Source organism: Methanoregula sp. UBA64 (assembly GCF_002502735.1).
Lineage (GTDB): Archaea > Halobacteriota > Methanomicrobia > Methanomicrobiales > Methanospirillaceae > Methanoregula.
Genome location: NZ_DAQC01000001.1, coordinates 1,294,062 through 1,312,066, shown reverse-complemented (window position 1 = coordinate 1,312,066; position 18,005 = coordinate 1,294,062). Strand labels below are relative to the sequence as shown.

The 18,005-nt window shown below is 59.1% G+C and carries 20 protein-coding genes and 1 tRNA gene; 8 read left to right on the top strand and 13 right to left on the bottom strand.

The genetic code is table 11. The annotated features are described in order from the left end of the window. Positions 1-33: 33 nt before the first annotated feature. Positions 34-1,638, top strand: coding sequence for a phosphoglycerate dehydrogenase (gene serA, locus BP758_RS06670; protein WP_292369932.1), 1,605 nt, complete (start codon positions 34-36; stop codon positions 1,636-1,638). 496 nt (positions 1,639-2,134) lie between these two features. On the opposite strand, the gene BP758_RS06665 is transcribed toward serA, so the two are convergent. Further along, the gene (locus BP758_RS06665) at positions 2,135-2,467 is read right to left on the bottom strand and encodes a zinc ribbon domain-containing protein (RefSeq protein WP_292369930.1); all 333 of its coding nucleotides are present in this window, start codon (positions 2,465-2,467) and stop codon (positions 2,135-2,137) included. Positions 2,468-2,628: 161 nt separating this feature from the next. Between BP758_RS06665 and BP758_RS06660 the strand changes: the two genes are divergently transcribed. Then, positions 2,629-2,702 (top strand) — tRNA-Val (locus tag BP758_RS06660). An 84-nt stretch (positions 2,703-2,786) separates the two neighbouring features. Here BP758_RS06660 and BP758_RS06655 read toward each other — a convergent pair. The 3 genes from BP758_RS06655 to msrA form a co-directional block, all read right to left on the bottom strand. After that, positions 2,787-3,086, bottom strand: a complete 300-nt coding sequence (locus BP758_RS06655; protein ID WP_292369927.1) for a hypothetical protein — start codon at positions 3,084-3,086, stop codon at positions 2,787-2,789. A gap of 340 nt (positions 3,087-3,426) precedes the next feature. Further along, positions 3,427-3,681, bottom strand: coding sequence for a hypothetical protein (locus BP758_RS06650; protein ID WP_292369925.1), 255 nt, complete (start codon positions 3,679-3,681; stop codon positions 3,427-3,429). A gap of 80 nt (positions 3,682-3,761) precedes the next feature. Further along, positions 3,762-4,247 carry a peptide-methionine (S)-S-oxide reductase MsrA gene (gene msrA / locus BP758_RS06645; RefSeq protein ID WP_292369923.1) on the bottom strand — a complete coding sequence of 162 codons (486 nt, stop codon included), beginning with the start codon at positions 4,245-4,247 and terminating at the stop codon, positions 3,762-3,764. 159 nt (positions 4,248-4,406) lie between these two features. Here msrA and BP758_RS06640 point away from each other — a divergent pair, with 159 nt between their 5' ends. Genes BP758_RS06640 through BP758_RS06630 form a run of 3 tightly spaced genes read left to right on the top strand, consistent with a single transcriptional unit; the run spans position 4,407 to position 6,992 of the window. After that, positions 4,407-5,537, top strand: a complete 1,131-nt coding sequence (locus tag BP758_RS06640; protein ID WP_292369921.1) for a glycosyltransferase family protein — start codon at positions 4,407-4,409, stop codon at positions 5,535-5,537. A 9-nt stretch (positions 5,538-5,546) separates the two neighbouring features. Continuing rightward, on the top strand, positions 5,547-5,816 hold the full coding sequence (locus BP758_RS06635; protein WP_292369919.1) for a hypothetical protein: 270 nt from the start codon (positions 5,547-5,549) through the stop codon (positions 5,814-5,816). A gap of 33 nt (positions 5,817-5,849) precedes the next feature. Beyond that, positions 5,850-6,992: a hypothetical protein gene (locus BP758_RS06630; protein WP_292369917.1), complete on the top strand. Its 1,143-nt coding sequence runs from the start codon at positions 5,850-5,852 to the stop codon at positions 6,990-6,992. A gap of 9 nt (positions 6,993-7,001) precedes the next feature. Here BP758_RS06630 and BP758_RS06625 read toward each other — a convergent pair whose 3' ends face one another. From BP758_RS06625 to BP758_RS06610, 4 genes are all read right to left on the bottom strand, one after another. After that, a complete protein-coding gene (locus BP758_RS06625; RefSeq protein ID WP_292369916.1) occupies positions 7,002-8,654 on the bottom strand; it encodes an ATP-dependent DNA ligase in 1,653 nt (550 codons plus the stop codon). Between the two features lie 96 nt (positions 8,655-8,750). Beyond that, complete coding sequence (locus tag BP758_RS06620; RefSeq protein WP_292369914.1) at positions 8,751-9,539, bottom strand: MBL fold metallo-hydrolase; 789 nt, start codon at positions 9,537-9,539, stop codon at positions 8,751-8,753. A gap of 77 nt (positions 9,540-9,616) precedes the next feature. Further along, entirely contained in the window at positions 9,617-9,802 is a 186-nt protein-coding gene (locus BP758_RS06615) for a hypothetical protein (RefSeq protein WP_292369912.1), read from the bottom strand. Positions 9,803-9,816: 14 nt separating this feature from the next. Next, positions 9,817-10,005, bottom strand: coding sequence for a hypothetical protein (locus tag BP758_RS06610; RefSeq protein ID WP_292369910.1), 189 nt, complete (start codon positions 10,003-10,005; stop codon positions 9,817-9,819). Between the two features lie 65 nt (positions 10,006-10,070). On the opposite strand from BP758_RS06610, the gene BP758_RS06605 reads away from it, so the two are divergent. Beyond that, positions 10,071-11,267, top strand: a complete 1,197-nt coding sequence (locus tag BP758_RS06605) for a putative sulfate/molybdate transporter (protein ID WP_292369908.1) — start codon at positions 10,071-10,073, stop codon at positions 11,265-11,267. 62 nt (positions 11,268-11,329) lie between these two features. After that, positions 11,330-12,604: a histidinol dehydrogenase gene (gene hisD / locus BP758_RS06600; RefSeq protein ID WP_292369906.1), complete on the top strand. Its 1,275-nt coding sequence runs from the start codon at positions 11,330-11,332 to the stop codon at positions 12,602-12,604. A 47-nt stretch (positions 12,605-12,651) separates the two neighbouring features. Here the strand turns inward: hisD and BP758_RS06595 are convergent, their stop codons facing one another. The 5 genes from BP758_RS06595 to BP758_RS06575 form a co-directional block, all read right to left on the bottom strand. Continuing rightward, on the bottom strand, positions 12,652-13,191 hold the full coding sequence (locus tag BP758_RS06595; protein ID WP_292369904.1) for a hypothetical protein: 540 nt from the start codon (positions 13,189-13,191) through the stop codon (positions 12,652-12,654). A 49-nt stretch (positions 13,192-13,240) separates the two neighbouring features. After that, positions 13,241-14,539 (bottom strand): BREX system ATP-binding protein BrxD, encoded by a 1,299-nt coding sequence (gene brxD, locus BP758_RS06590; RefSeq protein ID WP_292369901.1) that lies wholly within the window; start codon positions 14,537-14,539, stop codon positions 13,241-13,243. Next, entirely contained in the window at positions 14,520-16,334 is a 1,815-nt protein-coding gene (locus tag BP758_RS06585; protein WP_292369899.1) for a hypothetical protein, read from the bottom strand. Before BP758_RS06585 ends, brxD begins: the two co-directional genes overlap by 20 nt. Then, positions 16,331-17,038, bottom strand: a complete 708-nt coding sequence (locus tag BP758_RS06580; RefSeq protein ID WP_292369897.1) for a dolichyl-phosphate beta-glucosyltransferase — start codon at positions 17,036-17,038, stop codon at positions 16,331-16,333. Before BP758_RS06580 ends, BP758_RS06585 begins: the two co-directional genes overlap by 4 nt. Positions 17,039-17,145: 107 nt before the next feature. Beyond that, positions 17,146-17,376 (bottom strand): hypothetical protein, encoded by a 231-nt coding sequence (locus BP758_RS06575; RefSeq protein WP_292369895.1) that lies wholly within the window; start codon positions 17,374-17,376, stop codon positions 17,146-17,148. 195 nt (positions 17,377-17,571) lie between these two features. Between BP758_RS06575 and BP758_RS06570 the strand changes: the two genes are divergently transcribed. Then, the gene (locus tag BP758_RS06570) at positions 17,572-17,988 is read left to right on the top strand and encodes a PaaI family thioesterase (protein WP_394339196.1); all 417 of its coding nucleotides are present in this window, start codon (positions 17,572-17,574) and stop codon (positions 17,986-17,988) included. Positions 17,989-18,005 lie beyond the last annotated feature (17 nt).

Sequence of the window (18,005 nt, the reverse complement as noted above, 5' to 3'; positions counted from 1 at the left end):
TTTAAGTCCGGCGCAGATAATATATGGGTCTTTATGGCAACCGCGAGAGTGCTCGTCAGCGATCCGCTGGCGGAAGAAGGGCTTGCGATCCTCAAAGAGGCCTGCGACGTTGATGTTAAGACGGGCTTAAAAGAGGATGAGCTCTGCGGGATCATCGGCGAATACGATGCCCTGATCGTCCGGAGCGGCACCGAAGTGACGGCAAAAGTGATCGCGGCCGGCAAACGCCTCAAATTTATCGGGCGTGCCGGTGTCGGTGTCGATAACGTTGACATGGATGCAGCGACAAAGCAGGGAGTTATCGTGGCAAACGCTCCCGAGGGCAACACCCTCGCGGCAACCGAGCACACGATGGCGATGATGCTCTCGCTGGCGCGGAACATCCCCCAGGCGACCGCGAGCTTAAAGAAGAAAGAGTGGAAGCGCAACAAGTTCATGGGCGTCGAGCTCAACGAGAAGACGCTCGGGATCGTCGGTTTTGGCCGGATCGGCCGCGAGGTTGCCAAGCGTGCGAACGCCATGGATATGAAGTGCGTTGCGTACGATCCTTTCATCTCCAAGGAACGGGCGGCGCAGCTCGGCGTCAAGGTCATGACCATCGAGGAGCTCTTCAAGGTTGCCGATGTGATCACGGTCCACACGCCGCTGATCAAGGAGACCAAGCACGTCATCAACGCAGCCTCCATTGCAACGATGAAAGACGGCGTGCGGATCATCAACTGCGCCCGTGGCGGCATCATCGACGAGAAGGCGCTCTACGATGCGCTCAAGAGCGGTAAGGTTGCCGGCGCGGCGCTCGACGTCTTCGAGACCGAACCGCCTCTCGAATCCCCGCTCCTTACCCTCGACAATGTTATTGTCACGCCGCATCTCGGCGCAAGCACGGTCGAGGCGCAGAAGAACGTGGCGATCTCGGTTGCAAAGCAGTGGGTCGAGGTCCTGCACGGCGGTTCGGCAAAGTACGTGGTCAACGCCCCCATGGTCATGCCCGAACAAGCCGAGATCCTCGAGCCGTTTGCGGAACTTGCCGAGAAGATGGGCCGGTTTGCGATCCAGACCGTTGAAGGCAGGCTTGCAGCCGTCGAGTGCATCTACGGCGGCGAACTCTCTGCCTATGCAGGGAGCATGAAGTACGTGACACGCCTTGCGTTAAAGGGACTGCTCGACCCGATCCTCCAGATGCCGGTCAATCTTGTCAATGCGGAGTTCGTTGCAAAGGAGCGCGGCATTGCGGTCAGCGAGACCGTGACCGCGGAGTCCCACGGGTTCAAGAACCTGATCACGATAAAGATCAAGACCGACAAGACCGAGATGTCGGTGAGCGGCTCGGTCTTTGCAAAAGGCCGCAGCCGGATCGTTTCGGTCAACCAGTACACAATGGATCTTATTCCCGAAGGGTTTGTGATCGTCTCCGGGCACATGGACAAGCCCGGCGTCATCGGCCGTGCATCCACCATGCTTGGGAAGCACAATATCAACATCGCCGGCATGCAGGTCGGCCGGATCACCCCGGGCGAAGAGGCCCTGATGGTCTTAAACGTGGACAGCGAAGTGCCCGAGAATGTCATTACGGAGTTCTGCTCGCTTCAGGGTATCTTCTCTGCAAAGTTTGCCAGGATCTCCGATAAGAAGATCTAACTTTTTTTTTAATTGCGTATCCTTCTTCTGTTCCTTTTACCGGATCCAATGGATGGACCGGAACGATCGGTTTTCTTTTAAAAAACCCAGACCCTTTTTTTCAAGTGAAAAGAAATATCAGGATCTTTTTTTGGCCGGAAAAAAATTACCGGCCCGGGCGATCCGGATTTTTTATAAAAAAACCCGGGACTGCCTTAAAATCCACGTCGGAAATAAAAAACGATAGTAAGTTGTACATCCGATTATCGGATAATTATCCGATAATCGGCTAGTTAACTTACACCACGTTTTCCGCGAAAAAAAAAAATGCCGGATATTTTGCAGGAGCGACTGGCAGAACCCTTCGGCCGGAAGATCGCATGTGTACATTGCAGAGGGGTACTGGCGGAATTATCCGGCATTACCCGTTTTTCCGGTTGGAACACGGATTTACTGGCACCAGGAAAATATATCCAAAAAAAGGTATTCTGGTCGGGTGTTTACCCGGGGGCCCGCGTTATGCCGCGGCCCGTTTTTCATTGATCGATTTTGCAAGGGTGTACGCATCGTAGATGTTCCAGACCCAGACAATGGGGGCGAGGATGAACCCGATGAGGATAATGATCGTGAGGCAGGCGATGATAAACCCGATCAGGATCAAAATCCCTCTGCCGATCTCGCCACAGTAGATCTGTCCAAGGCCCGGGATGACAAACGATGCGATTGCCGCTATCCCGGTACTTTTAAATTCATCTGCCTGTGCCGGTGGGTTTTTGATTCTGACACCGCACTTGGGGCACACTTCTGCATTTTCGTACTGGAGTTCAGCGCCGCAGTTCGGACAGTACATGGTCGTATGTCGGCAGGAGATTATTAAATCCTGCCGGTCTTTACGGGTCTTTTTCGTGCGTATGCAGGGACGGTACCTGGATTATCACCGGGAATCTTCAGGATCGGTCCACTATTTTTTAATAATAGGATGACAGATGCTATAGAGCATCAGACGCACGCGGGCTCGTGGTCTAGTTGGCTATGACGTCGCCTTGACATGGCGGAGGTCCTGAGTTCGAATCTCAGCGGGCCCATCTTCTTTCTTTTGTTGTTTTTTATCACTCCTGAGACGATTCGAATCGTTCTGCACTGTCATGGGTTTATGAAAGAATTAAAAATCAGTAGTGCCAGGTTCCCATCGCCTGGTACCCGTTCCAATAACCGTCATACGGGGTAAAGATGGATCCCCGGTTCTGGTCATAGAACTCGATTGTCCCGGTCTTGCTGCGTGGGCTGATGGAATTGGCCACCACACTGAACTTTAGCCTGACAACGGGACTTGTCGTATCCGTTTGCCATGTGCCAAAGAAATCGCCAACGCTCAGTTCACTCAGGGTTATGGAATGATCCGGTTTGATGATGGCACGGTATTTGATCACATCCGTATACCCGGAGACTTCGTATGGCTGGGCTTTCACCTCAAAAAAGACTGTCCTGCCAAAATCCGGGACACTCCCTGACGGGGTAGTGTTTACGGTCGGGGGGCAGGTTGTCGTGGGGGGACACACGACCGGTGGGGGACAGATTGGGGGATCCGGACACAGGCATCCGGCACTCAGGCATACTGAGCAAAGGAGCAGTACGAGCACTATCAGAAAGCTGTTTCTCATGGAGTTTGCCATAATACAAACTATAATAATCGTTATATTATATGTTCCATTCCCGATGGTATTCAGATTCGGATTATCGTGAGACAGCGTGTGCTCCAGGAGATAATAGCACAACCTCTCCTTCAGGATAAAAAAGAGAAAATCTCGATCAGGGGTTCTTCCACATCAGCCACACCGCGTACAGCATCGAGGCGCAGGCAACGAAAAGAAGCCCGGCGTGGATGCCGGACAGTGCATCTGCAAAGATGATACGGATTACATCAAAGAGGGCAAACAGGGCAAAGGTCAGGGCAATGAACCACCCGTACACCTTCTTTTTCTGAGTAGCGATCAGTACAGCAACCACTACGACTGCACATTCGATGATGATGGCAAGGATCTGGATCAGGTCGGCGAATTCCATGTCTCGATCTGGGGGGCCGGCTCATATCAGCATTGCGGCGTACCGGTGTTCCCGATCCGTGCAGCTATCCGTCCGGCCCTTCAGTGGCACGTGCGGCCCTGTTTTTCAAGGTAGTGCTGGTGGTACTCTTCTGCCCGCCAGAATACCGTAGCCGGGACAATATCGGTAACGATCGGACGGGAGAATTTTCCCAAAGCGGCAAGGTTGTCCCGCGACGCGATTGCCTGGCGCTTCTGTTCCGCAGTATGGTAGAAGATCACCGACCGGTAGTTCGACCCGGTATCGGGGCCCTGCCGGTCCTTCTGCGTAGGGTCGTGGATCGACCAGAAGACCGCGAGCAGGTCATCGTAGGATACCTCGTCGGGATCGTACAGGAGCCGCACTGCTTCCGCATGCCCAGTTGTACCGGTGCAGACCGCCTCGTACCCGGGACGGGGGACCGTCCCGCCGGCATACCCGACCTCGGTCGACAAGACTCCCGGGACGTTCCGGAACGCCTCTTCCACGCCCCAGAAACACCCGGCCCCGAACGTAGCGGTCTCCGGATCCCTGATGGAAAATGCCATGCGGTATCATGGATAAATTCTCCCAGATATGTGTTGCGAATGGGGCAGGGGATCACCGTGGCAACTCTCATTATCGATAAGAACACACTATCTTTTTACGAACGGGCGGCTTTGTACAAAAACACAAGGCATTAGTCCATACGGGGAACCCGGATAACCATGCGGATACTCTTTGTTGTATGCGGCGAGGGACTGGGCCATTCGTCGCGCTGTATCCATCTCGGCCATTACCTCGAGCAGCAGGGGCACTCCGTCAGTTTCGTGGCCTACGGGAAATCGTACGACTTTTTCCACGACCACGGCTGCATTAACGTCCATGAAGGGATACGGGAAGTCTGCCTTGAGGGGACCGACGGCTTTTTCTCCTTAAAAAAGACCATGCTGTGCTCGAAATGGATCCCCTTCGATCTGGTCCGTTCCGCACTGCGCGTCCGCAAACTGATCCTCGAACAGAAGATCGACTGCGTTGTCTGCGATACCATGTACGGCGGGGTGATGGCTGCCCGGTTCCGGCGGGTGCCGGTGATCTTCATCTCGAACCAGAACCGGTTTTCCGGCCCCGGCGGGAAGATGAACCCGGTCTGGGGTACCTTAAATTTCCTGATCCGGCGCTACCTCTGCCTGACCGATACGATCATTGTCCCGGATTACCCTCCGCCGGATACGGTGAGCGCATACAACCTTTTTATCCCGAACCATGAGCGGAACCACTATCACTTTACCGGCCCGTTCCTCGATGTCGATCTTGCCCGCTACCGTTTTTCCGAGGAGACGGTCTTTGCAAGTTTCGGGGGCGAGCCGTACAAGCTGCCGCTCTATCTCCTGCTCAAGGAGATCGCCGATTCAAGGAAAGACCTGGTGTTCGATGTCTTCTATACCGGGGCACACCTTCCCCCGTCGTCGGACAACTTCCTCTCGCACGGGTATGTGCCGAACCTGTACGAGCACCTGGCAAAGGCGCGGATAGCGATCGTCCATGGCGGGCTCACCACCCTGCACGAGGCCCTGCTCTTTGATAAGCCGGTCCTCGTGATCGTGGATCCGGGCCACCCCGAGCAGCAGAACAATGCGCAGAAGATCGTGGATATGGGTGCCGGGGTTTCTGTTGACGGGCGGACGCTCACCCGGGAGATCCTTGAAGAAAAGATTGCCGAGACCCTTGCCCTTTCGGCCCGGCGCAAAAAAGAGGCGCCGGACAGGACTGCCGGCAGGAAGAATGCGGCGGAGATCATCGGGACGGTGGGGTCGCGCCGGCAAAAGCATTTCTGGCCGATCATCCATCGCCAGTAAGGGAGAATCATGGGTATTTCAAACGAGATCCGGCAGATAAAGCCCAACGGGGAGCTGCACCGCTGCCCGGCCTGCGGGTACGAGTACGGGTTCCATACCTCGTTTCTGAGCGTTAACGCCGGTGTTGACGGGAAAGTGAGCCCGGTGAGGTCGACTAAGGAACTCTACCGGGTGATCCTGATCTGCCCGGAGTGCGGGACCCGGTTCGATGTAGGCTGGCGGGTCTCGTTCTGCGAGGAAGAGGGCCCGGTGGTACGGACAACCATGCTGCTGCGGTAACCAGACCGGGACAGACGAGACGGAAACGATCGGATGCAGTGTATCCAGTGCAAGGGAAAAGGGCTGTGCGGACTTCCCGTCTGCCCTATCACCCGCCGGTTCCATGCGCAGGCCGATCTGAAACTTTCGGCGAGCTACCAGGGGAGTGCCCCTTCGGTCTTTGTGGGGAGTGCCGGGTATCCCGATGTGCAGGGAGGGCCGCTTCTTGTCAGCGATTCCGATCATCCTCCGGACTGGCTGGCAAAGAACCTCGGGATCGATGATATTGTCGGGATCCGCGCCCGGACGATCCGGGGGAGATCGCCGGCCCGGCAGTTTACCGGCGGCCTCCAGGAGATCGCGCTTTCCGCAAAGCCCCTCGATGTCGATGTGGCCTTTGCCCGGCCGGTTGCGTTCTCGCTTGCCTTTGACGGGACGGTGGCACCGGTCGGGCTCTCGGGAGAGGTCCAAAAGCTCGATGTGGTCGGGAGCGCGAGCATTGCCCGGGTCGTGGACCGGGTCACGTCCGATACCGATCTCGGGGCAACCGGGGCCTGTGTCGAGCTCGCACAGGGCGGGACCGATGTGTACGGGATCGCAAAGCTCATGACCGCGGGGCTCCTTGGCCGGCGCCGGCACCTTGTCCCGACCCGGTGGGCAATCACGGCCGTGGACGATACGATCTCCGCCTCGCTCAAACAGGGGATAGCGCGGCTCTCCCCGCTGGACGAGTACCGGGTCTTCTCCGGCGAACTCTTCGGGAACCGGATCGTCTGCATCCTCGCCCCGGGCGACTGGAAATACGAGATGATCGAGGTCTGGGGGAAACAGACGCTCTGGGCCGGGGATACGGAAGCGATCGTGCAGGACCGGGAAGGCATGAAAAAACAGGGGTATTCGCCGATATCGGGGGCGTATTACTCCGCACGACTCGCCGTAGCAGAGTACCTCACGGGGATCCGGCGTTCGGCCCGGGCGATCGTGATCCGCCATATCTCCAGCGAGTACTGGGCTCCGCTTGGCACCTGGGTGATCCGCGAGGCTGCCCGCACTGCGATGGCGTCCCCGTACGTGCCGTGCGAATCGCTCGACGAGGCTGTCCGCGTAGCCTCCGCGAAGATCGGTTTTGCGTACTGGCAGCAGCACAGCACGCTCATCCCCGAGCTGCGCACGCAGCGGACGCTCTTCTCGTTTTAAAAGAGGCGGTTATCCCGCATAGGCCTGCGCCGATTTCGACTGGCGGCCGTACCGTTCCTTTATGCTGTCCAGCGTCTCGATCTCGGTCGTGTCCTTGTCGTCCCGCAGCCGGATAAACCGCGGGAACCGGAGGGCAAACCCCGCCGCATAGGTGGGGCTCACCTGGAGTTCGGCATATCCCACCTCAAAGACCAGCTCCGGCTCGAAGGTCACTTCCTTTCCCGAGCGGGAGATCACGGTATCCTTGAGAAGCTCGTACACTTCTGCGAGCTGCTCGTCGGAAAACCCGGTCGCTACCCGGGAGAGGGGAACGAGCCTTCCCTGGTCCTGGCAGGCTACTAAAAACGACCCGAAGACCCGAGCCCGCTTCCCTTCGCCCCATTCTGCACCGATCACGGCAAGGTCGAGCGTGTCCACCTCGGGCTTGATCTTGATCCAGTTCTTCCCGCGCTGGCCCGGTGTGTAGGGGGAGTCGCGGACCTTTATCATGATCCCTTCGTGGCCTGCCGCGAGCGCATCGTTATAGGTTTTCTCAATCACGGCCGGATCGCCGCTTACCACCTGCGGTGCCACGAACTCTTTTACTACCGATTCCAGCTTCTTCCTGCGCTCAGAGAACGGGAGGTCGATCAGGGTCTCGCCGTCAAGGTAGAGGATATCGAAGACGTTTGGCACCATGCGGATCGCCTCTTTTGCCTCGGCGATATCGTGCCGGCGCCGGAACCTGCGGAGCACCGACTGGAAGGGCATAGGCCGGCCGTCTTTTATCGCGATCACCTCCCCGTCGAGGATCACATCGTGAGCGGTCGAGGCGAGCAACAGTTCGATCACATCGGGGAGCGCCGCGCTCACGTCTTCGAGCCGGCGGGAATACATCTTTGCGGCTGGGCCCTGCTTATGGAACTGGAACCGGGAACCGTCGTACTTGTATTCCGCTGCTACCTCGCCGTGCTCCTCCACCATGCCGGCGATCGAGCCCTGCTGGGCAAGCATCATCCGGACCGGGTGGAAGGGCGTGATCCGGACATCGGTTAAGGTCTCCGGGGCCTCCTTTGCGAGCCGGGCCACTTCGCCAAGGTCGTTTAACGCCTGCATTGCATGTTCGACCAGCGCCGGATCGACCGAGAACGCCTTTGCAATCGCCTCGCGGACGGTCCCCTCGCCCACACCGATCCGGAGCTCTTCGAGCATGATCCGGGAGAGGTAGCGCCCTTCGAGCGGGGTGGCGTCGCCCAGGAGCAGTTTGACCGTGCGCAGTTTCTCTTTCTGGGAGGTTGCCCCGCCCCGTGCCGATATTGCAATGAGTTTCTGGTAGACTTCAACGAGTTCGAGGTCCTGGTGGGAGAGCGAGACCTGCGATTTCCTGGAAAGGAACTCCTCGACCACCCGGCCGACATCCCCGCTCCGGTTGATCCGGTCGATCACCGCCTCCTTTTTTACCCCGGCAACGTACCCGACCGCCTCGTACAGGAGGTTCGGGCCGATCCCGAGTTTCTGCGGGCTCCAGTCGGGAAAGATCCTCCCCATGATAAACCGGACAAAGACCGGGAGTTCTTCCGGCGTGAGCGCGGGAAGGGCCCGGCCCACCACCCCGATCATGTCGAGACGGCCGGATATCCCTTCGATCTCCTCGCAGTACCGGGAGAAGTCCAGAAAGAGCATGATGGTTTCTTTCTGTGAATTGGTAATGGAAGCATTAACGTTTTACTCTGTCAGCCCCGCCCGAACACCCGTTTTTGTGCAGGCGTACCGGGCGTATCAGAGCCGGAGTTCCTGCCGTACTGCCGTGCTTGTGCCTTCCTGGGAAGCAACGATCAGCCCGGTATCTTCAAAAAAGAGCCCGAGCCCGTCCCGGGCGCTCGCCCGGGCTTTCTCGGGAGTATTGTTGATCTCGCTTAAGTGCGAGAGGATGACCGGGGGCACGTCCCTGCCCATCTGCCGCAGGACGGCTGCCGCAGCAGGGTTCGAGAGGTGGCCGTGGTCGGAGCGTATCCTCCGTTTCAGGGACTCCGGGTACGGGCCGTTTGCAAGCATCTCCGGGCAGTGGTTGCTTTCGAGAACCAGCCCGTCGCAGGCACCGAGCCGGGCGAGCATACCGGCCGTGACAACCCCCGTATCCGTACAATAACCGAGGGTCAGGCCATCGTCCTGTACGGTAAAACCGCAGGGTTCGGCGGCATCGTGGGAGGTGGCAAACGGCGTGACGGTCATCCCCGCAACCATGAACGCATCGTCGTACCGGCAGACGCGGGTCTCCAGAGGCTTGACCGAGGTTCGGCGGTGGCCGAGGAAATCCCCGAGCGTTCCTGCGGTCGCGTACACCGGGCAGGCGAGTTTCCTCGCAAGCACATCGAGTCCCCTGACATGGTCGCCATGCTCGTGGGTCACGATGATCGCCTCGATCGCGTCAGGATTACAATTAGCCTGTGCCATACGGGCAAAGGTCTCTTTTGCACTCAGTCCCGCATCGATAAGGAACGCGCCGGAACGTCCTTCGATATAGGTACAGTTGCCCTTACTTCCGCTTGCAAGGATCGTGCACTGCATCTCTCCCTACCATAGGCGCCGGAGGTATTAACCTGCTTTCATCCCGGCATAAGAGAAAAAAAAGAACGGGGAAGCGGTTACTTCTTGTTTTTCATGGCCTCGTATTCCGCAAGTACCGGAGCAATGGTCTTTGTCGAGATAGACCGCCGTACAAGGACTGCGAGTTTCCTGCAGTAACTGATATGGGCGACCTGGAAACTCACGATCAGGCCAAAACAGAGGCAGGTGATGCCAATCAGGCTGTAACTGGTAATGTCAACCATAAACAATCTCCCCGTCAGGTCTCCCTGATGAGCTCGTCAACGATCGGAACAACGGAATCGGCTTCAGAGCATTGCTGTGCAACCACCATGAAATGCTTCCCGTAATACATATTCAGGAGCTGGGTCCCGACAATCATCCCGATTGAGAACATAATAACCCCAAAACCGATATAGATCAGCAGATCCGTCAGCAGGTCTGTCAATTGTGCACCCCATTGACTGTTAGGCAGGAGACAGATAAATATATTGAATTCTCTTTATGCACCCCATGTCCCCTATAGAAAAGACCATTACAGGGGAAAACACCGGTATCCGTACACAGCCGGGCAGGCAGGCGATCGTGACCGAAGCAACCATCCCCCTGAAATTTACCCTCTCGGAATTTGCCGGGTCGCTCGGGGACTTTGGGACGATCATCCCGCTCATCCTTGCCGTGGCGCTCGTCTCCGATGTCAACCCCCGGTATATCCTGCTCTTCTTTGGGATCTGGTTCATCCTCACCGGGCTCTACTACCGGCTGCCGATCCCGCTCGAACCGATGAAAGCGATAGCGGTCATCGTGATCTCGGGGAGCATCGGGAGCGGGGAGATAGCCGCGGCGGGCATCATCCTCGGGGTACTCTTCCTGGTTCTTGGCTATGGCAGGTTCTTTTCCATTATTGAAAAATGGGTGCCGGAGAGCGTGGTGCGGGGCATCCAGCTCGGCCTTGCCCTCCTCCTCTTTAAGGCCTCGGCCGATTTCGTGTTCAAAGACTCGTTCTTCTTTGTCCTTGGCATTGCCATCATCCTGCTCTTCCTGCTCCTTGTCCATTACCGCCATATCCCCGATCTCTCCTCCATCTGCGTGATCGCGGTCGGGGTCATCGGCGGGATCATCCTGCATGGTATTCCCCCCACAAGCCTGATCCCGCCGCCGCAGCTCGTGATCCCGATCCCGTCGGATTTCCCCTCGGCGATCTCGACCCTTGTCCTGCCGCAGGTCGTGCTCACGATCGCAAACGCCATCCTTGCCACCTCGCTCCTCACAAAGGATCTCTTTGGAAAGGATGTCCCGCCAAAGAAGCTCTCCACGACCATCGGCCTCATGAACATCACCTCGGTACCGTTCGGCGGGTTTCCCATGTGCCACGGTGCCGGGGGCCTTGCCGGCCAGTACCGGTACGGGGCACGGACCGGCGGCGCCAGCATCATTGCCGGCGTGATCTTCATTGTCCTCGCCCTCTTTTTCACCTCCCCCGAGGTACTCTCCATTGTGGCGGTCGGGGTGCTCGGGGCGCTCCTGGTCTTTGTCGGGATCGAGATGGGCCGGCACAGCCTCAAATCCGACAACCTCCCGGTCACCTGCGCCATCGGCCTGCTCGCCCTTTTCCTCTCCATGACCGTGGCATTCATCATCGGCATGGCGCTCGTCTACCTTCTCCTGAAGTTCCGGCCCAAAACGTCGGGAGACGGCCCGGTTGCCTAAAAGGGACGAGTCGCCGTCAGCCAACGAAACCTTAACAACCTTTCCCGCCGATTTTTCCTGCTATGTGGCACGCGGTTGATGTCGATACCTGGATGGCGCGGCGGACCTCGCAGCTTGGCGCGGTAAAAGAGACCGTCCAAGGGATTATCGATCAGGTCCGGGACCGGGGCGATGCGGCCGTCCTTGAACTTACGGAGAAGTTCGACAAGGTTCACCAGGAGGATCTCGCCGTTGATGAGGATGCACGGGAGGCTGCGTACGAGAAGGTCGATCCCCGGGTAACCGAGAGCCTTATCGAGGCCGAGGCCCGGATCAGCCGGTTCCACGAGCTCCAGCTCCCCCGGGGGCTCTGGCTCAACGAACTGGAGCCCGGTATCACGCTCGGGGTCAAGACCACCCCGCTCTCGCGGATCGGCGCATACATTCCGGGAGGACGTGCCGCCTACCCTTCAACTGCCCTCATGTGCACGGTCCCGGCACGGATCGCCGGGGTAGAGGAGATCTGCTGCTGCTCGCCGCCACCGATCCAGCCGCTCACGCTCGTAGCCCTTGACATCGCCGGGGTCAGCGAGGTCTACCAGTGCGGGGGAGCACAGGCCATTGCCGCGATGGCTATTGGGACAGAGTCCATCGACCCGGTGGAGAAGATCGTCGGCCCCGGGAACGTGTACGTGACCGCGGCAAAGATGATGCTCCGCGAGTATGCCGAGATCGATTTCCCCGCAGGCCCGAGCGAGATCGCGGTCATTGCCGACGAAAGTGCCGTCCCGTCGTTTGTTGCAGCCGATATCATTGCGCAGGCCGAGCACGACCCGAATGCCGCCTGCCTCCTTATCGCAACCTCGGAAAAAGTTGCCGGCGCGGTGGGCGCAGAGGTAAAGAAACAGGCAGAGATCGCCCCCCGGAAGGAGATCGTACTCAAAGCGCTCAATAATTCCGGCTATATTGTTGCAGGCGACCTCCGGGAAGCAGTCGCCATCTCGAATACGGTAGCCCCCGAGCACCTCTCCATCCAGGTGGCAGATACCCTGCCGGTGCTCTCCGGGATCAGGAATGCCGGGGCAATCTTTGTCGGGCCCTATACCCCGGTTGCCTGCGGGGATTATGCCTCCGGCACCAACCATGTGCTCCCGACCGCCGGGTACGCCCGGCAGTACTCGGGGCTTGACGTCCACCACTTCTGCAAGACCTCCTCGGTGCAGATCCTCTCCCGCGAGGGACTGGAAAGCATCGGGGACACCATCGAGACCCTTGCCACCGCAGAGGGACTCTTTGCCCATGCTGCATCGGTAAAAGTCCGGCGGCAGGAAAAGAAGAACGGCCGGACCGGCTTGTAAAAAAAAGCAATCCGGGCGGTCCCGGATCCTTATTTTTATTGTTTTTTTTAACCCGATTTATTCTGCCGGGAAAGGAGCATTGTCCCGGCACATGCGGTAATTGCCAGGGCAAGAACCGTACTCCACGGGGAGAGGGGGATCGGGGTTGCTTCCGCTTCTGACGGTTCGATGGTGATCTTTGTGGTAGCGTACGGCCCGGCGCTGACCCGTTCATGGTCGACCGGGGCCGTGACGACATAGACCGTGTACGTGCCCGGGTTAAGGTTCCCGAGAATCACCGAGGTATCCCAGGCGTACTGCCAGGTCCCGTCCTTCATATCGACCGGCGCCGTGGTAAACAGCCCCCGGCCTGCCGGGACATTCACATTCTCCAGGGTCACGCCCCGGGAATCGAGATCCGGGCCAACGAGAAAGAGGAAGACTGCAATGGTATGGACCCCGGAGACATTGCCGGAGAGGAAGATCGTATCGCCCTGATGGACCGTCGAGGGCGAGGCAGTGATGGTGACCGGCTGGGCCACGGCAGGAAGAACGATGAGGAAAAAGAGCACGGCCACAACCGCCGGCAGAACTACGACCCCACGCATATCACTATCATTCTTCCGTACTGGGATAAAACAGTATCAGTGTTTCACCTTAAAAATCCATGACCATCACGGCCTCTTCCTCGGCCCTGAGTTCCCCTTTGAGGTGCTCTGCCTCGAACTCGTAGCCGTCCGAGGGATTGAAATCGTCATAGAGCTCGCACTTGTCGAGCACGTCGACAAACTCCTTTAAGAAGATCCTTGGGATAATATCGACCCGGCCCCCGAACCGGCCGGTGATCTTTTTTATCATCGCCCGGATGAACCGGTGGGAGACCCGTTCCCGGTCTACCTCCCGGTAGGCCTCCGAGTACACCTCGCAGACCTTCAGGGCCACGAGTTCCAGTTTCGCGGTATCGAACCGGGCGAGCTGGATCTGCGGCTGTCGTGGGTTCTTGAACGCACCGTCGCCGTCGACACTGATCCGGTCGTACAGGGGGGGTGCCGAGCGGATGCCCCGCGAACTGTCGAAAAATGCAGGAGTGCCGGTAAAGAGGAAGTAACAGTAGGGCATCCTGCCGCCGTCGAGCGCATCGATAAGCCGGGCAAGCGTCTGGTAGCTCTTCTCCCGTTGCGCCCGCTGGAGCCCCTGGGTGATCTCCATCTCGTCGATGGCAACAACCAGCCCCCGGTATCCCGCACCCCGGACGATCTCGACAAGGCCGGCAAGGAAAAAGAACGCGGTTGCATCGTCGACATCGCCCCGAACCCCGGCCTTCTGCCGGAAATCCCGGCCCACCGTGGGCTCTCCCGCGATCCAGCCGATAGCAGCCTGGGCTGCCGGATAATCGCCGGTGTTACTCGCCTGGTAATAGGTGCGCAGGGCCGCGGCAAGCCCGGTGTTGTTCCCGCCGATGAGGGCAAGGGACGATTCGATCTCCTTTTCTGTTGCCGTTTCAAGGGCCGCGTCGTCCATGCCGCTCGCGGCAGATGCCAGCCTCTCCTCGATGGCAAAGAGCCAGTTGTCGATGACGGTCTTTAACGCATGGTCGGTCTCTGCGGTCCGGAGAGCGGCGCAGATCTGCTGGTAGAGGACTTTTGGCTTGGAGAGCGAGGCCGAAGGAGAGATGAAGACATGGGCGGTCACAAAGCCTTTCTGGGCCGCCGTTTCGAGGGCCCGGGCAACAAAGAACGTCTTTCCCGCTCCGTAGTCCCCTCTGACGAACTTGAGATCGCCGCCCCCGTCAGCAACAAAGTCGAGCTGCCGGGCTATCACCCCTTCCTCCAGTTCGAGGCCGACGGCAATCCGTGCAAGGCCGCTTGCCGGGACCGTGCCCCTCCGGAGGGCATTGATGATGGCAAGGCTCTCGTGGCGGCGGCGGTTCTTGATTTCAGGCTCCACAGTACTCATAAGACTCCCCTTCCGCATTCATACCTTTCTTTTCTACGAGCATTATTCCCTGTGCCGCCCCTTTGCGGATCAGGCTGTTGACCAGTGCCGCAACCCGGCGCGACCCGGTCAGCCGGCGCAGGTCGGCCTCGCTTGCCCTGCGGTGGGTGGCAAGGAAGGCGAGGATCGCGGTCTCTTTCTCCGTGAGGGCGAGCCGGTCGGCCAGCCCTGCGACCGTCTGCCGGGGCGCTTCGCGGGATTGTTCGGGAACCGTTTCCCGAAACGCCGGGCAGTCGGCCGGCATCTGCTCCTTGCAGCGCTGCACAAGGGCGAGGAACTCCTCATGGCGGCAGAGGGTTGCACGGGCCGGCAGGGCGTCGATCCCCCGCAGGCAGCTCTCCATGCAGGCGGCAAAATCCTCGTGTTCCCGTGCATCCCCTGCCTGCGCAAGGTACGCTGCGGCAAGGCACTCCCGTTCGGCGGTGCCAAGCAGGGCGCGGCGCTCTTCGAGCCGGCGTGCCAGTTCGCGGTCCAGCCGCTTCATCCGGGAGAGCAGGTTTTCGCTTCCCGCGATCGCGCCGGCAACCCGGGCAAGGTCCGCATACTTCCGGATATTTGCGAGGATGTGGAGCAGCACTTTCTCGCTCTCCCGGTCGTCCCCGCATGCGGCAAGGAAAAGCGCGTACGGGATCCCTCCGTTGAGGAAGTCGGCACGGTACGCCCGGTAATACCAGGCCCGGGTCTCTGCATCGTCCCCGGCGGCATGGTACATACGGGCGGTCTCGATCAGGCAGACTACGTTTGCATCCCCGGAGACCGTGGCAAGGAACCGCTCTTTTGTACGGTCGGACACTCCCCCGGCGAACAGGTAGCCGGCATAGGTCCGGATAACGAGGCGGAGCGTCCCGGCCGGAAAGGGGGTTGCGATCCCCTCCTGCACGAGCGCTTCGTAGGCGGCGTCTGCATTTACCCGATCGCCCAGCGCCGCATAGATCTCGCAAAGGATAAGCCGGTGATCGGGCCGGTTATCAAGGGCAACCAGCCTCTTTGCCCCGGCAAGCGCTGCAAAAAAATCTCCCCGGGACATGAGGAGGAGGATATAGTCAGCCCAGAGTCCTGGCGCGGTGCAGTCCTTGCAGAACGCTGCATACGCCGCCGGCGCCCCGTTTGGATCTGCCTCTGCGAGGGCGGCGAGGTACTCCCGGAGCAGCTCCGGGTCATGGCGCTCCTCGTATAATGCGAGCGCGACGTCCGCTGCTTCCCGTGTACGGTGCGCAGCGCGGAGGGCGCGGGCATATTCTGCCGATCTTACCGCCGGTGCGCCGGTCGTCTCGTACAGCGAGCACGCTTCAGCCGCATATCCCGAACTAAGAAGGGCGCCGGCAAGGCGGTCGCGGTCATCTGCCCGGTTCCCGAGGGCACAGAGCCGTTGTAACACCGGCAGGGCTCCCCGGTCGTCGTCCCGTGCAAGGAGGATCGCTGCATAACTGCGCAGGGCTTCGGTGTTGTCGGGATCGAGCCGGACTGCCGCCGCATACTCGGCATAAGCGCCTTCGTCCCCCCGCTCTTCGAGCACCTTTGCCAGGTAACTGTGGACGTGCGAGGACCCGGGCATCTTCCGGGCAAGGTCGCGGAAATATACTTCCGCATCCTCGAATTTTTTTAAGCAGAAGAGGTTTGTCGCTGCGAGGACTTCGAGGGAGGGTTCCCGTGCGGACTCCATGAGCCGGTTGCAGCAGTCGAGCGATTCCTGGTGTTTCCCCTCGTTGTAGAGCCGGAAGGCGTCTTTTGTGCGGTCGTCGCCCGCCGCGTTCATGGCGTGCCCGGGGCGAACCGGACCCGGAGCAGCCCCGCGAGCATCCGGAGCATGTCCGACTTTTTCACCCGGGAATCGCCCTTGTTCTGCCATGCAATGGGGACCTCCTCGATCCTGTTACCGGCGCGGGCCAGCCGCCAGAGGAGTTCGACATCGAACTCAAAGCCCTGTGCCGTAAGGTGAGGTAGTACAGCATCGACTGCGGATTTTTTAAAGACTTTCGCCCCGCACTGGGTATCGTTAAAGGAGAGCCCGAAGAGCAGCCGGATGATCAGGTTAAAACAACGGCTCTCTATCCTGCGCAGCCAGCCCTGCCGGACCTCAAGAGTCGATCCCGGGATCCACCGCGACCCGATCGCTGCATCCGCTTCCGTAAGGTGCCCGAACAGGCGCACCATCTCGGAAATACCGGTCGAGCCGTCGGCATCGGCATAGCCAACGAGCGGGGCCTGTGCGGCACGAAGCCCGGCAATCACCCCTCCTCCTTTCCCGAGCCGGCCGGGGAACCGGAGGCAGCGGATCAGAAGATCGGGACGCTCTTTTGCGATGGCGTCGACAACATCCGCCGTGCGGTCGTTCCCGTCGCAGACAACGATGAGCTCCCCGTCAAACGCGGTGATGGCATCAAAGAGCCCGGCTATCCGTTTCTCTTCGTTATACGCCGGGATGACAAGGCTGTACCGTGGTGGTGGGGTGGTCGTCATGGCAGGAAGGTGCCGCCGGTTTGTCCCCCCGGGGCAGGCAGTCTGGAAGTTTGCCCGGCCCGAACGGAAAACTGTCCTGTACTGTTGGGGAGAGATCGTCAATAATATTACTGGTGTTTGGTGAGGTGCCGGGCGAGCGCGGTCTCTTTTTGGTATTTCTCTGCAATGGCAAGCGCAGTCATCCTGAGATCGTGGTGATCCTTTATGCAGCTCTCGGGAGGCGGGGACTTGCGCAGGATGGCGGAGGTGTTCTCGGTTACCTGGATGAGCTCGGTTGCGATCAGTGCGTTGAGCCAGATCAGGTCGGCGAGCATGCTTTTGATCTCTTCATCGGTCATAGATCGTTGTGTACGAAGTACCGCTATTTGAAGATAGGGTGTATTGCGGAAAGGCCGGTTTCTCTCGCAAATTCCTGCAGGGCACCTGCCCCCGGGCACGTCCCGGGCTGCCCCATCACGGTCGCAACGTCCGAACGTATCCCGGGGACAACCTTAATGCCCGATCATCCCAGACATTCCTGCCAGAGCAGTACCATGACCTACCTTGACAATATTCAAAAGAACGGGAAGTACGCCAATCCTTTCTTTGGCCTCACCGGCATCGACGTCGTCAGTACGGAGGAGGGTCGTGCGGTCTTAAAAATGGCGGTCCGCCCGGATATGCTTAACGGCGTTGGCTGGCTCCAGGGCGGGATGCTTGTTGCGCTCGCGGACGAGGCAATGGCCCTTGCCCTCTACCCGATGCTCGAAGCTGCCGAAGGGATCGCGACCATATCAGAGTCCACCAGTTTCATCAAAGGCGTGCGCGAAGGCGTCATCGTTGCCGAGGGCCGCGTGGTCAGGAAAGGGAGGAGGGTTGCATTCTGCGAAGGCGAAGTCAGGATCGGGAATGCCGAAAAGACCCTGCTTTCGAAGACCACGGCCTCGTTTGCCGTAACGGCCTGTAAATAAAAACTCTTAAAAAAAAA

Bases quoted from the DNA above. Each gene is read 5' to 3' on its own strand.
- serA (WP_292369932.1), top strand. From the start codon at position 34: ATGGCAACCGCGAGAGTGCTCGTCAGCGATCCGCTGGCGGAAGAAGGG.
- BP758_RS06665 (WP_292369930.1), bottom strand. From the start codon at position 2,467: ATGTACTGTCCGAACTGCGGCGCTGAACTCCAGTACGAAAATGCAGAA.
- BP758_RS06650 (WP_292369925.1), bottom strand. From the start codon at position 3,681: ATGGAATTCGCCGACCTGATCCAGATCCTTGCCATCATCATCGAATGT.
- msrA (WP_292369923.1), bottom strand. From the start codon at position 4,247: ATGGCATTTTCCATCAGGGATCCGGAGACCGCTACGTTCGGGGCCGGG.
- BP758_RS06640 (WP_292369921.1), top strand. From the start codon at position 4,407: ATGCGGATACTCTTTGTTGTATGCGGCGAGGGACTGGGCCATTCGTCG.
- BP758_RS06635 (WP_292369919.1), top strand. From the start codon at position 5,547: ATGGGTATTTCAAACGAGATCCGGCAGATAAAGCCCAACGGGGAGCTG.
- BP758_RS06630 (WP_292369917.1), top strand. From the start codon at position 5,850: ATGCAGTGTATCCAGTGCAAGGGAAAAGGGCTGTGCGGACTTCCCGTC.
- BP758_RS06625 (WP_292369916.1), bottom strand. From the start codon at position 8,654: ATGCTCTTTCTGGACTTCTCCCGGTACTGCGAGGAGATCGAAGGGATA.
- BP758_RS06620 (WP_292369914.1), bottom strand. From the start codon at position 9,539: ATGCAGTGCACGATCCTTGCAAGCGGAAGTAAGGGCAACTGTACCTAT.
- BP758_RS06615 (WP_292369912.1), bottom strand. From the start codon at position 9,802: ATGGTTGACATTACCAGTTACAGCCTGATTGGCATCACCTGCCTCTGT.
- BP758_RS06605 (WP_292369908.1), top strand. From the start codon at position 10,071: ATGTCCCCTATAGAAAAGACCATTACAGGGGAAAACACCGGTATCCGT.
- hisD (WP_292369906.1), top strand. From the start codon at position 11,330: ATGTGGCACGCGGTTGATGTCGATACCTGGATGGCGCGGCGGACCTCG.
- BP758_RS06595 (WP_292369904.1), bottom strand. From the start codon at position 13,191: ATGCGTGGGGTCGTAGTTCTGCCGGCGGTTGTGGCCGTGCTCTTTTTC.
- brxD (WP_292369901.1), bottom strand. From the start codon at position 14,539: ATGAGTACTGTGGAGCCTGAAATCAAGAACCGCCGCCGCCACGAGAGC.
- BP758_RS06585 (WP_292369899.1), bottom strand. From the start codon at position 16,334: ATGAACGCGGCGGGCGACGACCGCACAAAAGACGCCTTCCGGCTCTAC.
- BP758_RS06580 (WP_292369897.1), bottom strand. From the start codon at position 17,038: ATGACGACCACCCCACCACCACGGTACAGCCTTGTCATCCCGGCGTAT.
- BP758_RS06575 (WP_292369895.1), bottom strand. From the start codon at position 17,376: ATGACCGATGAAGAGATCAAAAGCATGCTCGCCGACCTGATCTGGCTC.
- BP758_RS06570 (WP_394339196.1), top strand. From the start codon at position 17,572: ATGACCTACCTTGACAATATTCAAAAGAACGGGAAGTACGCCAATCCT.